The 14,328-nt window shown below is 45.9% G+C and carries 14 protein-coding genes; all 14 read left to right on the top strand.

All coding sequences use genetic code 11. The annotated features are described in order from the left end of the window. Window positions 1-63 precede the first annotated feature (63 nt). The 14 genes from NYE50_RS14065 (at window position 64) to rpoD (ending at window position 14,255) form a co-directional block, all read left to right on the top strand. The gene (locus NYE50_RS14065; protein WP_014418406.1) at window positions 64-2,196 is read left to right on the top strand and encodes an HD family phosphohydrolase; all 2,133 of its coding nucleotides are present in this window, start codon (window positions 64-66) and stop codon (window positions 2,194-2,196) included. Then, window positions 2,197-2,670 (top strand): rRNA maturation RNase YbeY, encoded by a 474-nt coding sequence (ybeY, locus tag NYE50_RS14060; protein WP_224988466.1) that lies wholly within the window; start codon window positions 2,197-2,199, stop codon window positions 2,668-2,670. Then, on the top strand, window positions 2,651-3,025 hold the full coding sequence (locus tag NYE50_RS14055) for a diacylglycerol kinase family protein (RefSeq protein ID WP_003152974.1): 375 nt from the start codon (window positions 2,651-2,653) through the stop codon (window positions 3,023-3,025). The genes ybeY and NYE50_RS14055 overlap by 20 nt, the downstream gene beginning before the upstream one ends. 123 nt (window positions 3,026-3,148) lie before the next feature. Further along, the gene (locus tag NYE50_RS14050; RefSeq protein WP_003152976.1) at window positions 3,149-3,559 is read left to right on the top strand and encodes a cytidine deaminase; all 411 of its coding nucleotides are present in this window, start codon (window positions 3,149-3,151) and stop codon (window positions 3,557-3,559) included. Continuing rightward, window positions 3,540-4,445, top strand: coding sequence for a GTPase Era (gene era, locus NYE50_RS14045; RefSeq protein WP_007408285.1), 906 nt, complete (start codon window positions 3,540-3,542; stop codon window positions 4,443-4,445). Before NYE50_RS14050 ends, era begins: the two co-directional genes overlap by 20 nt. A 155-nt stretch (window positions 4,446-4,600) precedes the next feature. After that, window positions 4,601-4,744 (top strand): YqzL family protein, encoded by a 144-nt coding sequence (locus tag NYE50_RS14040; protein WP_159354384.1) that lies wholly within the window; start codon window positions 4,601-4,603, stop codon window positions 4,742-4,744. A 36-nt stretch (window positions 4,745-4,780) separates the two neighbouring features. Further along, on the top strand, window positions 4,781-5,548 hold the full coding sequence (gene recO / locus NYE50_RS14035; RefSeq protein ID WP_007408287.1) for a DNA repair protein RecO: 768 nt from the start codon (window positions 4,781-4,783) through the stop codon (window positions 5,546-5,548). 301 nt (window positions 5,549-5,849) lie between these two features. Then, entirely contained in the window at window positions 5,850-6,737 is an 888-nt protein-coding gene (gene glyQ / locus NYE50_RS14030) for a glycine--tRNA ligase subunit alpha (protein WP_003152984.1), read from the top strand. After that, complete coding sequence (gene glyS, locus NYE50_RS14025) at window positions 6,730-8,769, top strand: glycine--tRNA ligase subunit beta (RefSeq protein ID WP_159354383.1); 2,040 nt, start codon at window positions 6,730-6,732, stop codon at window positions 8,767-8,769. Before glyQ ends, glyS begins: the two co-directional genes overlap by 8 nt. A 100-nt stretch (window positions 8,770-8,869) precedes the next feature. Continuing rightward, complete coding sequence (gene ccpN / locus NYE50_RS14020; RefSeq protein WP_003152989.1) at window positions 8,870-9,508, top strand: transcriptional regulator CcpN; 639 nt, start codon at window positions 8,870-8,872, stop codon at window positions 9,506-9,508. 25 nt (window positions 9,509-9,533) lie between these two features. Next, a complete protein-coding gene (locus NYE50_RS14015) occupies window positions 9,534-10,346 on the top strand; it encodes a pyruvate, water dikinase regulatory protein (RefSeq protein ID WP_017418169.1) in 813 nt (270 codons plus the stop codon). 255 nt (window positions 10,347-10,601) lie between these two features. Beyond that, window positions 10,602-11,108: a YaiI/YqxD family protein gene (locus NYE50_RS14010; RefSeq protein WP_014418404.1), complete on the top strand. Its 507-nt coding sequence runs from the start codon at window positions 10,602-10,604 to the stop codon at window positions 11,106-11,108. A gap of 21 nt (window positions 11,109-11,129) precedes the next feature. After that, entirely contained in the window at window positions 11,130-12,941 is a 1,812-nt protein-coding gene (gene dnaG / locus NYE50_RS14005; RefSeq protein ID WP_159354382.1) for a DNA primase, read from the top strand. A 192-nt stretch (window positions 12,942-13,133) separates the two neighbouring features. Then, window positions 13,134-14,255: an RNA polymerase sigma factor RpoD gene (gene rpoD, locus NYE50_RS14000; RefSeq protein ID WP_003152998.1), complete on the top strand. Its 1,122-nt coding sequence runs from the start codon at window positions 13,134-13,136 to the stop codon at window positions 14,253-14,255. Window positions 14,256-14,328: the final 73 nt, after the last annotated feature.

The following is a 14,328-nucleotide window of genomic DNA, read 5'->3' as shown; positions in this document are numbered from 1 at the left end:
CCCCCGTTATCGGGTCATTTTTATATGATGTGTTCCTGATGTTTCAGGGAGGAGGTTCTTGTTTTGAAAAAGAAGGGAAAGGGCAAAAGCGCCCGGGAACGGTTCCGCAGTTTCAGACATGCCCGCTCAGCCCATGTGCTGCTGTACCTGCTGCTTTCAGCGATCATGTTTGGTTTGCTCTTTATTCATGTAAAACCTGAATCACTTAATTTGGATTTGTTTGCAGTCAGTGATAAGACGATTTACGCGCCCGCCACAGTGGAAGATCAGCAGGCGACGGAATCGAAAAAACAGGCGGCCGAAGATGCGGTGGAAGATCAATACACTCTGAAAAAAGGCTATACCGACAACCGGCTTGACCTGATCACTTCCATTTTTGACAGCATCGGCGAAGTGAAAAAAGATGCGGAAAAAGACAAAAAGTCACCTTCGGAAAAATCACTGGTAAAATCGGTGAAAAACAAGCTGACACAGGATGTCAATGAATCCGTCTCGGAAGATGCCATTAAATCGCTTCTCCATGCAAACAATGAAGATTTCTCATTTGTGAGGGATTCCGTCATTACCGCGGTGAATACGGTGATGAGCAGTGAAATTCCTTCTGAAAAGCTTGCCGAAGCGAAGGATAAGGTCGCAAAAGAGCTGAAAAGCGCTTCTGTGCCGTCAAAATATTTAGCGGCTGCGACTGAAATCGGAAAATACGCGGTCATCCCGAATTACGTTTTTGATCCGAAAGCGACCGATGAAAAACGCCAGGAAGCGTCAGACAGCGTCCAGCCGGTACAGATCAAACAAGGACAGGTTCTCGTGGAAGAGAATGATCTGATCGACCGGGAAGTATACAGGAAGCTCGAACTGACGGGGCTTTTGAATAATTCCAACCTGTTAAAACCGATCAGCGGTCTCCTTCTGATGATCGGGCTGTTTATTGCCACGCTTGTCTACTATTTTGAGAAACAGCAGCAGGAGCTTAAGCTGAAAAATAAATCTCTTTTGCTGTTTTCTATCATTACAACGCTTATTCTCGTCATTATGGAAGTCGTCAGTCTCTTTCAGAAGATTGAATACACCAATATCGGCTATCTTGTGCCGATCGCTGCCGGCGCGATTTTAATCAGGCTGCTGCTCAATGAAAGGCTCGCCATTTTAGGAAGCATCATTCTGGCGATCTGCGGCAGTATGATGTTTAATCAGGGTGTGACGGGAACATTTAATTACGTCATCGGCATTTACTATTTAATCAGCAGCATTTCAGGCATTCTGTTTCTGGGAAAACATAATGCGAGATCAAAAATATTGCAGGCGGGACTGTTCGTCTCATTTATTAATATGATTATCGTGCTGTCGCTTTTATTAATACAAAATACGGCGCTGTCACCGGTTGAAATCGGAACGCTGATGCTGATGGGGGCCGTCTCGGGACTTGCTTCATCCGTTCTGATTATCGGTCTGATGCCGTTTTTTGAGACGGGATTCGGCATTCTTTCAACGATGAGGCTGATTGAACTGTCTAATCCGAATCATCCCCTGCTTCGAAAGATTTTAACGGAAACACCCGGTACATATCATCACAGCGTCATGGTGGCAAATCTGTCGGAAGCGGCTTGTGAAGCCGTAGGGGCAAACGGTCTTTTAGCACGGGTCGGAGCGTATTATCACGATCTCGGCAAAACGAAACGTCCGCAATATTTTATTGAAAATCAGATGAATATGGATAATCCGCATGACAAGCTGTCTCCGCAGCTCAGCAAAAATATCATTATCGCACATACGACAGACGGTGCGAATATGCTCAGAAGCTATAAGTTTCCGAAAGAGCTTGTGGATATCGCGGAGCAGCATCACGGAACGTCCCTTTTGAAATTCTTTTATTATAAAGCGAAAGAAAAGGGCGACCAGATTACAGAGAAAGAGTTCCGCTACCCGGGGCCGAAGCCGCAATCGAAAGAAGCGGCTATTATCTCAGTGGCCGACAGCGTTGAAGCCGCCGTCCGTTCCATGCATAATCCCAATCCCGAGCGGATCGAAAAACTGGTGCGGGGAATTATATCCGATAAGCTTCAGGACGGACAATTCTCAGAATGTGATCTCACGTTCCGAGAACTGGATACGATCGCAAAAACACTATGTGCGACTTTAAAAGGAATTTTCCACTCCCGGATTGAATATCCGGAGGCTACGAAGAAGGTGAAATAAATGGGTTTACTCATAGATATTGTTGATGAAACGAACAGCGTCTCAGCTGATGCGCTCCTAGAAGTGGAGAAGCTGCTCCAATTCGCGGCGGAAAAAGAAGGCGTTCAGGATCAGGCTGAAGTATCGGTCACGATTGTGACAAATGAAGAAATCAGAGAAATCAACAGAGACTACCGGGAAAAAGACACTCCGACTGACGTCATTTCGTTTGCGCTTGAAGAAGAAGGCGAAGACGAGGTTGAAATCGTAGGCGCCGACATGCCGCCTGTTTTAGGAGATATTATCATCAGCGCAGACAGAACGGAAGAGCAGGCGGAAGAGTACGGCCATTCGTTTATGAGAGAGCTCGGTTTTCTGGCCGTGCACGGCTTTTTGCATTTGCTTGGCTATGATCACATGACAAAAGAAGAAGAGGAAGAAATGTTTTCAAAGCAAAAGGATTTGCTGGATGAGTATGGACTCACGAGATCATAAAAACGAGTGGAGCAGGTTCCTGAAGAGCTTTGTCCATGCATGGAGGGGAATCTGGAAAACGGCGCGGTCAGAGCGGAATTTTCAATTTCATATTACCGCGGCCTGCGCCGTTATCGTTTGCGGTTTTCTCACCGGGCTGAGCACAGCCGAATGGGCCGTTGTTTTGGTGCTGATCGGAGGGATGCTTGCTTTGGAGCTTTTAAATACGGCGATAGAGCATGTTGTGGATTTAGTTACCGATCAGTATCACCCGCTCGCAAAAGCGGCAAAGGACGCGGCCGCCGGAGCCGTTTGCGTCTTTGCCGTGATATCGTGTATCATTGGTTTACTCATCTTCTTGCCGAAGATATGTTAGCAGAAGATTCTTACAATTATTTTACATTGCCAAAAATGGGCGTGAAAAACCAATCATAATTATGTAAAATAAAAGTGACAGCGGTATCATACAGGATAAAGGTAAGAGAGGAATTAAGTACACATGAACAGACAAGAATTGATTGCAGAAGCATTAAAAGCGCGGGACACAGCGTATGTGCCGTATTCAAATTTCAGAGTGGGAGCCGCTCTTCTTACCAAAGACGGAAAAGTGTACAGAGGCTGCAACATTGAAAATGCGGCATACAGCATGTGCAACTGTGCTGAACGCACGGCGATATTCAAAGCTGTTTCCGAGGGGGATACGGAATTTGCGATGCTCGCCGTGGCTGCGGATACTCCGGGACCGGTTTCGCCGTGCGGAGCCTGCAGACAAGTAATTTCCGAGCTGTGCTCAAAGGATATGCTTGTTATTCTGACCAACTTACAAGGACAAATAAAAGAAATGACTGCGGAAGAATTATTGCCGGGCGCATTTTCATCGGAGGATTTACATGACGAACGAAAGCTTTAAATCAGGATTTGTATCTATCATCGGAAGGCCGAATGTAGGGAAGTCTACCTTTTTAAACAGGGTCATCGGTCAAAAGATCGCCATCATGAGCGACAAACCCCAGACGACAAGAAATAAAGTCCAAGGGGTGCTGACAACCGGCACGTCGCAGACCATTTTTATTGATACACCGGGCATTCACAAACCAAAGCACAAGCTTGGCGACTTTATGATGAAAGTGGCGCAGAATACGCTGAAAGAAGTTGACTTGGTGTTATTTATGATTAACGCCGAAGAAGGGTACGGAAAAGGCGACGAGTTTATCATTGAAAAGCTCGGACAGACGTCCACGCCGGTCTTTCTGATCGTAAACAAAATTGATAAGATCCACCCTGACCAGCTGCTTCTTTTAATTGATGAGTACCGTACGCGCTATCCGTTTAAAGAAATCGTGCCGATCTCAGCTTTGGAAGGGAACAACGTCGAAACCCTTCTCGCGCAGATTGAAGCGTATTTACCGGAAGGACCTCAGTTCTATCCGAGCGATCAGGTGACTGACCATCCCGAGCGGTTCATTATTTCTGAACTGATCAGGGAAAAGGTGCTCCATCTGACAAGGGAAGAAGTGCCGCACAGCATCGCTGTCGCCATCGAGTCCATTAAAGGGCAGGAAAACGGCTCCGTCCATGTCGCCGCCACCATTGTGGTCGAGCGTGATTCTCAAAAAGGCATCGTCATCGGCAAAAAAGGAGCGCTTCTGAAAGAAGTCGGCAAAAGAGCGCGGGCTGATATTGAAGCTCTTTTGGGCTCACGCGTTTACCTGGAATTATGGGTGAAGGTGCAGAAGGACTGGCGGAATAAAATGTCTCAGTTGCGTGATTTCGGCTTCAAAGAGGATGAATATTAATTCATCTAAGGCGCATGCCTGAGGTGTGAGATTACCTCACAGAAGCAGGGATTCGTTAGCAAAATTTGTTTAACATGAAAAGGAGGACATCAGGTCAAGATAAAGGTAAGAATTTGGATTTGCAAGCTAGTTTAATGACGAAAGGTGGGTTTTTTGTGTTGAATTTTACCTGGAACGTATTTTCTCAAACAGGAAGTGTTGATACGTACCTTCTTTTTAAAGAACTGGAAAAAGAGAACCTGGAAACACCCGAAGAACCGGAAGATGAGCTAGCCCGAATTGATTTTCCAATTTTGTAAACCTCTTGGCCCCTCCCATTGTTGGAAGGTGCGGAAATGCTGACTAAATGTGAAGGAATCGTGCTCCGGACGAATGACTACGGGGAGACGAATAAAATCGTGACATTGCTGACGAGGGAACACGGCAAAATCGGCGTCATGGCAAGGGGCGCCAGGAAGTCAGCCAGCCGGCTGTCAGCAGTCAGCCAGCCGTTTTTGTACGGGTCATTTTTAATGCAAAGAACATCTGGACTCGGCACGCTCCAGCAGGGTGAAATGATTCTCAGCATGAGAACGATCAGAGAAGATTTATTTTTGACGGCGTATGCCGCTTTTATCGCTGAACTCACTGACAAAGGAACGGAAGAGAAGAAACCGAACCCCTATTTATTCGAATTGATTCTCGAATCCTTTAAGAGGCTGAATGACGGGACTGACCCGGACGTGATCACCTTCATCGTGCAGATGAAAATGCTCGGCGTCATGGGGCTGTATCCGGAGCTGAATCATTGTGTCCACTGCAAAAGCGGGGAAGGGACGTTTCATTTTTCGATAAGAGATAACGGGTTTATCTGCCACCGCTGCTTTGAAAAGGATCCGTACAGAGTTCCGATTTCGCCGCAAACGGCAAGGCTGCTAAGGCTTTTTTATTACTTTGATATCGGAAGGCTCGGCAGCGTCTCGTTAAAACAGGAAACCAAAAACGAAATTAAACGGGTCATTGATCTGTATTACGAGGAATATTCAGGACTTTATTTAAAGTCAAAACGGTTTTTAGATCAGATGGAAAGCATGAAGAACCTTTTGGATGAAAACAAAAGTTGACATTCTGCCCATCTTTTTATATGATCATTTATTATAAAATATGTTGCAGTGACAGAAAGAAGTACTTGCGTCCAACTCATACAAGCGACCTTAGGGCAGTGTAAGCTAAGGATGAGCGCGCAACGAAAGGCATTCTCGAGCAACCCTTTAAAAAGAGGCTGAGTGATTCACATCCTCAGCAACTAGGGTGGAACCGCGGGAGAACTCTCGTCCCTATGTTTGCGGCCGGCAAGCATAGAGACGGGAGTTTTTTGGTTGCCGCCGCACTTGTAAAAGAATGGAGAAAGTGGAGGTGCTTGAAATGAACATTCAAGATATGATTTTAACCTTGCAGAAGCACTGGTCGAATGAAGGCTGTGTGCTCATGCAGTCGTATGATGTGGAGAAAGGCGCAGGCACAATGAGCCCGTATACATTTTTACGAAGCATCGGGCCGGAACCGTGGAGAGTGGCTTACGTTGAGCCGTCCAGACGGCCTGCGGACGGACGGTACGGTGAAAACCCGAACAGGCTCTATCAGCATCACCAATTCCAAGTCATTATCAAGCCGTCGCCTGATAACATTCAAGAGCTTTACCTTGATTCATTGCGTGCGCTCGGCATTGACCCGCTTGAACATGATATCCGTTTCGTAGAAGACAACTGGGAAAACCCGTCTTTAGGCTGTGCAGGTCTCGGCTGGGAAGTATGGCTTGACGGGATGGAAATTACTCAGTTTACATACTTCCAGCAGGTGGGCGGAATTGAATGTAAACCGGTATCCGTTGAGATCACGTATGGTATTGAACGTCTCGCGTCATATATTCAGGACAAAGAAAACGTCTTTGATCTTGAATGGACGTCAGGATTTACTGTGAAAGATTTATTTATGATGGCTGAATATGAGCATTCCGTTTATACTTTTGAAACATCTGACGTGGATATGCTTTTCCATTTGTTCAGCACCTATGAAAAAGAAGCGATCAGACAAATGGATAACGGGCTCGTGCATCCGGCCTATGATTATGTGCTGAAATGCTCTCACACATTTAATCTGCTCGATGCAAAAGGCGCGATTTCGGTGACAGAGCGGACGGGTTATATCGGCCGTGTCCGCAACTTAGCGAGAAAAGTGGCAAAAACGTATTATGAAGAACGGGAAAAATTAGGGTTCCCAATGCTTAAAGAGGAGGGCTCTTCCCATGAGTAAACAAGACTTGCTTTTAGAGATCGGACTCGAGGAAATGCCGGCGCGGTTTTTACATGACAGCATGGTGCAGCTCGGTGAAAAGCTGACCGGCTGGCTGGCTGAAAAAAATATAGCCCACGGCGAAGTGAAACTTTTTAATACGCCGAGACGTCTGGCAGTATATATAAAAGACGTAGCAGAAAAACAGGCTGATATTCAGGAAGAAGCAAAAGGCCCTGCGAAAAAAATCGCTCTGGATGCTGACGGAAACTGGACAAAAGCCGCTATCGGATTTTCAAAAGGCCAAGGCGCCGGAGTGGATGACCTGTATATAAAAGATGTAAACGGCACGGAATATGTCTTCGTTCAAAAATTCCAGGCGGGACAAGAGACGAAGACACTTTTACCGCAGCTGGAAAATTTGATTGCCGGAATGCATTTTCCGAAAAACATGCGCTGGGGCACGCAGGATCTGCGCTATATCCGTCCGATCAAATGGATTGCCGCCCTCTTTGGAAAAGACGTCATTCCGTTTGAAATCACAAATGTCGAGACGGGCCGGAACACGCAGGGACACCGCTTTCTCGGCCAAGAAGTATCTGTTGATGCGCCGTCATCATACGAAAAGCTGCTGAAAGAACAAAGCGTCATTGCTGACCCGAAAGAACGCAAACAAATGATCCAAAGCCAGCTGGATGCGCTTGCGGCCGAGAAGAAATGGAACATTCCGATCGATGAGGACCTGCTGAACGAAGTCAACCATCTGGTGGAATACCCGACGGCGCTTTACGGATCTTTTGAATCCGAGTTTCTTTCTATCCCTGAAGAAGTGCTTGTGACAACAATGAAAGAGCATCAGCGCTACTTCCCGGTAAAAGATGAAAACGGGAATCTGCTGCCTCATTTTATTACGGTAAGAAACGGGAACAGCCATGCAATTGAAAATGTTGCCCGCGGAAACGAGAAAGTGCTGAGAGCAAGGCTTTCAGATGCTGCGTTCTTCTACAAAGAAGACCAAAAGCTGAACATTGATGAAAACGTGAAGAAACTGGAAAATATCGTTTTCCATGAAGAGCTCGGCTCCCTTGGAGATAAAGTAAGAAGAGTGGCCGCCATTGCGGGCAAACTTGCCGTCCGCCTGAAAGCGGATGAACAGACGCAAAAACTTGTGAAGCGCGCCGCAGAGATTTCTAAATTTGACCTGGTTACACATATGATCTATGAGTTCCCTGAGCTTCAAGGCGTAATGGGAGAAAAATATGCGCGCATGCTCGGTGAAGATGATGCCGTCGCTGCCGCTGTCAATGAGCACTATATGCCGAGAGCGGCCGGGGGAGAAGTGCCTTCAACCTTTACCGGCGCGGTCGTGGCGTTAGCTGATAAACTGGATACGATTGCTTCCTTCTTCAGCATTGACGTAATTCCGACAGGTTCTCAGGATCCGTACGGATTGCGCCGTCAGGCAAGCGGCATCGTTTCCATTCTGATCGACCGCAATTGGGGCATTTCGTTTAAAGAGCTGCTGTCATTGACAGAAACGGAAAAAGAAAATGAGCTCCTCGATTTCTTTACACAGCGTCTGAAATACGTCTTAAACGCTGAAGACATCCGTCATGACGTTATTGAAGCCGTTCTGGACAGCACAGAGCTTGAGCCGTATGCAGCCGTTCATAAGGCAAGAGTGCTTGAGAAGCACCTCGGCACACCCGGCTTTAAAGAAACGGCTGAATCACTCGGCCGGGTTATCTCTATCAGCAAAAAAGGCGAGAGCCGGGATATCAAGCCGGATCTGTTTGAAAATGAACAGGAGGAAAAGCTGTTTGACGCTTATCAAAAAACAAAAGACAGTGTCGCGGAAAGCTTTGCCTCCAAAAACTATGAACAGGCGCTTGATGTGCTCAGCGGATTAAAGGAGCCGATTGAAGACTACTTTAATCACACGATGGTAAATGCGGACGATGAAGCATTAAAAACCAACCGTTTAGCGCAAATGACCGCTCTTGCAGATGTGATCAAGTCTTTTGCTAATATGAATCATCTTATTGTAAAATAAAGAAAAAGACGGTTGCTGTGTGATCGGCAATCGTCTTTTCCCCTTTTACATAAACATCACAGAATGAAAACATAGATAAAGAAACCCTTCCATAAAGGTGGTGAGTACGATCGAATTAAATAAACGGCAAGAACAAATTTTACAGATTGTAAAGGAAAACGGCCCGATTACCGGCGAGCATATCGCAGAACAGCTCAATTTAACGAGGGCCACGCTGCGGCCGGACTTGGCCATACTCACCATGTCAGGCTTCTTAGAGGCCCGTCCGCGGGTCGGTTATTTTTATACGGGGAAAACGGGAAATCAGCTGCTTGCGGATAAACTGAAAAAGCTGCAAGTGAAAGATTTTCAATCGATCCCTGTTGTCATCAATGAAAATGTCTCGGTATACGATGCCATCTGCACCATGTTTTTAGAAGATGTCGGCACGTTATTTGTCGTAGATCGTGATGCTGTCTTAGTCGGTGTGCTGTCACGCAAAGATTTGCTGCGGGCGAGCATCGGCCAGCAGGAACTTGCCTCAATACCGGTTCATATTATCATGACAAGAATGCCGAATATCGCCGTCTGCCGGCGTGACGATTATGTGATGGACATCGCCAAGTATTTAATTGAAAAACAGATCGATGCCCTGCCCGTTATTAAAGATACGGATAAAGGCTTTGAGGTCATCGGCCGGTTTACCAAAACGAATATGACTAAGATACTTGTCAGTTTATCAGAAAATGAAATCATATAAGCTTGAAAACTAACGGGGGGATAACATGGACAATCGCATCATTTATGTAGTATCAGACTCAGTCGGAGAAACCGCCGAACTCGTTGTAAAAGCCTCGCTCAGCCAGTTTAACGGCTCAGCTGATGATACGCATATCAGAAGAATACCTTATGTGGAAGATATCGGCACCATTAATGAAGTCGTGTCTCTCGCCAAAGCGGACGGCGGCATTATTTGTTTTACGCTCGTTGTTCCTGAAATACGCAAATACCTGGTTGAACAAGCGGAAAAAGCGAATGTGCTGTATTACGATATTATCGGTCCGCTCATCGATAAAATGGAATCGGCTTACGGTCTGACCGCCAAATATGAACCGGGCCGCGTCCGCCAGCTTGATGAAGATTATTTCAAAAAGGTCGAGGCGATCGAGTTTGCCGTCAAATATGACGATGGCAGAGATCCAAGAGGCATTTTAAAAGCCGATATCATCCTGCTCGGAGTATCCAGAACGTCTAAAACCCCATTATCACAATATCTTGCCCATAAGCGTCTGAAAGTGGCCAATGTGCCGATCGTTCCTGAGGTCGATCCGCCGGAAGAACTGTTCAGCGTTGATCCGAAAAAATGCATCGGCTTAAAGATCAGCCCTGATAAACTGAACCATATACGAAAAGAACGGTTAAAATCTCTCGGCTTAAATGACAAAGCCATTTACGCCAATATCAACAGAATTAAAGAAGAGCTGGAGTATTTTGAGAAAATCGTGGACCGGATCGGCTGCCAAGTCGTTGACGTTTCGAATAAAGCGGTCGAGGAAACAGCGAACATCATTCATCATCTCAAAACAAAGGGCCGATAACTCAGGACGCTTTATCCTGGGTTTTTGGGTATGCAAATAGGGAATAAACAAAAAGGATGGCATCTTCGCGAAGTTTGTATTATAATAAAAAATTGTGATAAAATGTTTATTTTTAGGTTTAAGCTTCGTGTGATACGAATAAACTATTATGGGTAAGATGTCAAGAATAACTCCCGGAAATTTTTCGACAAAGCTCAAAATAGATCCGCAGTCATGGAGCATATGCGATTTCGCTTGTTTTTATGCAGGAGATTGATGGAGGGATGGAGAATTAGTCTTCTAAATGAAAAAGAAAAGACGATTTTTGTCGATGCAGACGCATGCCCCGTAAAAGAGGAAATAATGCTCATTGCATCGCAATTCAGCGTTCGGGTTATTTTCGTCGCATCATTTGAACACTACCAGCTTTCCAGAAGCAAAGACGAGAACTGGGTATACGTTGATCCTCATAAAGAAGCGGCGGATTTATATATCGCAAACCATGTGAGATCGGGAGACGTCGTAGTCACGCAGGATATCGGTTTAGCCTCTCTTTTGCTGAACAGAAATATTGCCGTCTTATCGGAAAGGGGCCGTTCTTATACTGAAGACACGATTGACTTCGCTCTGATGAGCCGTCATATGTCAGGCAAAATGAGAAGAAGCGGCATTCATTCCAAAGGACCTAAAAAATTAAATAAAGAAGATCGGAATCGATTTGTTACCCTGCTTAAAAAAATCCTGTCGAATGATGAAGGGATTTCAAATCAAAACATCGAATAATGTACGACGGAGTGTTATAAGATGGGAAACCGCATACCAGATGAAGTAGTTAATCAGGTGCAGCAGTCAGCAGACATTGTTGAAGTCATAGGTGATTATGTCCAATTGAAAAAGCAAGGCCGCAACTACTTTGGGCTCTGTCCGTTTCACGGGGAAAACACGCCCTCGTTTTCCGTCTCCAGCGATAAGCAGATCTTTCATTGCTTCGGATGCGGTGCGGGCGGGAACGTTTTCTCTTTCTTACGGCAGATGGAAGGCTATTCATTTACGGAAGCTGTTTCTCACCTTGCGGATAAATATCAGATTGATTTCCCTGATGATATAACGATTCACTCTGCATCCAGGCCGGAATCTTCCGGAGAGCAGAAGATGGCGGAAGCCCACGAGCTTCTGAAGAAATTTTACCATCATTTGCTAATAAATACAAAGGAAGGCCAGGAAGCGTTAGATTACCTTTTATCAAGGGGTTTTACGAAAGAGCTCATAGATGAGTTTGAAATCGGCTACGCGCTGGATTCCTGGGATTTCATGACGAAATTCTTGAAAAAGCGCGGTTTTGAGGAAGAACTGATGGAAAAAGCGGGTCTGCTGATCAGAAGGGAAGACGGCAGCGGGTATTTTGACCGTTTCAGAAACAGAATTATGTTTCCCATTCATGATCACCACGGAGCCGTGGCGGCTTTTTCAGGAAGGGCGCTCGGAAGCCAGCAGCCGAAATATATGAACAGCCCGGAAACGCCGCTGTTTCATAAATCTAAGCTGCTGTATAACTTTCATAAGGCGCGCCTGCCGATCAGGAAAGAGGAGAGAGCCGTTCTGTTTGAAGGCTTCGCTGACGTCATATCCGCCGTCAGCTCAGGCGTAAAAGAAAGTATCGCCACAATGGGGACGTCGCTCACCGAAGAACATGTGAAAATCCTCAGGAGAAATGTTCAGGAGGTCATTCTCTGTTACGATTCGGATAAAGCCGGGTACGAAGCTACGCTGAAAGCGGCCGGCCTGCTCCAGAAAGCCGATTGTAAGGTAAGAGTAAGCATGCTGCCTGACGGGCTTGATCCTGATGATTATATCAGAACCCGGGGCGGAGAAAAATTCCGGACCGATATCATTGATGCAAGCGTTACGGTCATGGCTTTTAAAATGCAATATTTCCGCAAAGGGAAAAACTTATCTGACGAAGGAGACCGGCTCGCTTACATGAAAGAAGTGCTGAAAGAAATCAGCGCTCTTTCCGGGTCGCTTGAGCAGGAAATGTATGTGAAGCGGCTCGCCTCGGAATTTTCTCTTTCGGTAGAATCTTTGACGGAACAGCTTTCCATCTACGCCAGACAAAACGCCCCCGGCGACAAAAACGCCGAACCGCAGACAAGACGGGCCCGGGTGACGACAAAAGCGAAACGGCGCCGTCTCCGTCCCGCCTATGAGAACGCGGAAAGACTTCTGCTCGCTCATATGCTGAGAGACCGAAACGTCATAAAGAAAGTGATTGAGCGTGTCGGCTTTGAATTTAACATTGACGGACATCGTGCGCTGGCAGCATACCTGTACGCTGTTTATGAAGAGGGTGCTGACATGACGCCGCAGCATCTTATGGCGAGAATGCAGGATGAGGAAATCAGCCAGCTGCTTTCAGATATAGGGATGCTCCAAGTAAACGAGGAGCTCTCAGAGGCCGAGTTATCCGATTACGTAAAAAAAGTGTTGGATCACCGAAAATGGTCAATGATAAAGGAAAAAGAAGCAGAAAGAGCGGATGCGGAGAGGCAGAAAGACTTCGTGAAAGCTGCGTCTCTGGCTCAAGAAATTGTTGCATTGAACCGATCATTAAAGTAACACCAAAAAGAGGCTTGCGTTCTGATTGGCAATGATTCCTTGCGGAGGAGCAAATAGATCGCTTAACCTCATCATGAATTGTCATTTATTATCCGCAGCCCTGCATGCTGAAAAAGAGAGAAGGCTTCCGGGTCGGATAAGAAACATACCGCTTTTAGAATTCGTTGCAAGCTTTGGAAGGAGGGATCCATAATGGCTGATAAACAAACCCACGAAACAGAAACAGAACTTACATTAGACCAGGTAAAAGAGCAGCTTACTGAAACTGGAAAAAAACGTGGCGTTTTAACATATGAAGAAATTGCTGAACGCATGTCCAGCTTTGAAATTGAATCAGACCAAATGGATGAGTATTATGAATTTTTAGGAGAACAAGGTGTTGAATTAATTAGTGAAAATGAAGAAACGGAAGATCCTAATATTCAACAGCTTGCCAAAGCCGAAGAAGAATTTGACCTTAATGACCTCAGCGTACCGCCTGGCGTAAAGATCAATGATCCAGTCCGCATGTACCTTAAGGAAATCGGACGGGTAAACCTTCTTTCTGCTAAAGAAGAAATCACCTACGCTCAAAAAATTGAAGAGGGTGACGAGGAATCTAAACGCAGACTGGCTGAAGCAAACCTTCGTTTAGTTGTCAGCATTGCTAAACGGTATGTCGGCCGCGGCATGCTTTTCTTAGACTTGATCCAAGAAGGAAACATGGGTCTCATGAAAGCCGTCGAGAAGTTTGACTACCGTAAAGGATATAAATTCAGTACGTATGCGACTTGGTGGATCAGACAGGCGATTACACGCGCCATCGCTGACCAGGCGAGAACAATCCGTATCCCGGTTCACATGGTGGAAACCATCAACAAATTAATCCGGGTGCAGCGTCAGCTTCTTCAGGATCTTGGCAGAGAGCCGACACCGGAAGAGATTGCTGAAGACATGGATCTTACGCCTGAAAAAGTCCGTGAAATATTAAAAATTGCTCAAGAGCCTGTTTCTTTAGAAACGCCGATCGGTGAAGAAGACGACTCACATCTCGGTGACTTCATCGAAGACCAGGAAGCGACATCTCCGTCGGATCATGCGGCATATGAGCTTTTAAAAGAACAGCTGGAAGATGTGCTGGATACGTTGACAGATCGTGAAGAAAACGTGCTGCGTCTCCGTTTCGGTCTGGATGACGGACGCACAAGAACTTTGGAAGAAGTCGGCAAAGTGTTTGGAGTAACGAGAGAGCGTATTCGCCAAATTGAAGCAAAAGCGCTTCGCAAATTGAGACATCCAAGCAGAAGCAAACGTCTGAAGGATTTTCTCGAATAGAATGGAACGGGTCTTTTTGATCCGTTCTTTTTTATGTATAAGATATATGGATAATATACCTTTATTTTACTGG

The sequence above is a fragment of the Bacillus sp. EU55 genome (assembly GCF_038005925.1).
GTDB classification, from domain to species: Bacteria; Bacillota; Bacilli; order Bacillales; family Bacillaceae; genus Bacillus; species Bacillus velezensis.
This window is presented reverse-complemented; position numbering and strand designations above follow the sequence as displayed.

What these genes read in the sequence shown, in the direction of transcription:
- glyS (WP_159354383.1), top strand. Translation starts at nt 6,730, where the DNA reads ATGAGTAAACAAGACTTGCTTTTAGAGATCGGACTCGAGGAAATGCCG.
- ybeY (WP_224988466.1), top strand. Translation starts at nt 2,197, where the DNA reads ATGGGTTTACTCATAGATATTGTTGATGAAACGAACAGCGTCTCAGCT.
- NYE50_RS14055 (WP_003152974.1), top strand. Translation starts at nt 2,651, where the DNA reads ATGGACTCACGAGATCATAAAAACGAGTGGAGCAGGTTCCTGAAGAGC.
- glyQ (WP_003152984.1), top strand. Translation starts at nt 5,850, where the DNA reads ATGAACATTCAAGATATGATTTTAACCTTGCAGAAGCACTGGTCGAAT.
- dnaG (WP_159354382.1), top strand. Translation starts at nt 11,130, where the DNA reads ATGGGAAACCGCATACCAGATGAAGTAGTTAATCAGGTGCAGCAGTCA.
- era (WP_007408285.1), top strand. Translation starts at nt 3,540, where the DNA reads ATGACGAACGAAAGCTTTAAATCAGGATTTGTATCTATCATCGGAAGG.
- rpoD (WP_003152998.1), top strand. Translation starts at nt 13,134, where the DNA reads ATGGCTGATAAACAAACCCACGAAACAGAAACAGAACTTACATTAGAC.
- recO (WP_007408287.1), top strand. Translation starts at nt 4,781, where the DNA reads ATGCTGACTAAATGTGAAGGAATCGTGCTCCGGACGAATGACTACGGG.
- NYE50_RS14015 (WP_017418169.1), top strand. Translation starts at nt 9,534, where the DNA reads ATGGACAATCGCATCATTTATGTAGTATCAGACTCAGTCGGAGAAACC.
- NYE50_RS14050 (WP_003152976.1), top strand. Translation starts at nt 3,149, where the DNA reads ATGAACAGACAAGAATTGATTGCAGAAGCATTAAAAGCGCGGGACACA.
- NYE50_RS14010 (WP_014418404.1), top strand. Translation starts at nt 10,602, where the DNA reads ATGGAGGGATGGAGAATTAGTCTTCTAAATGAAAAAGAAAAGACGATT.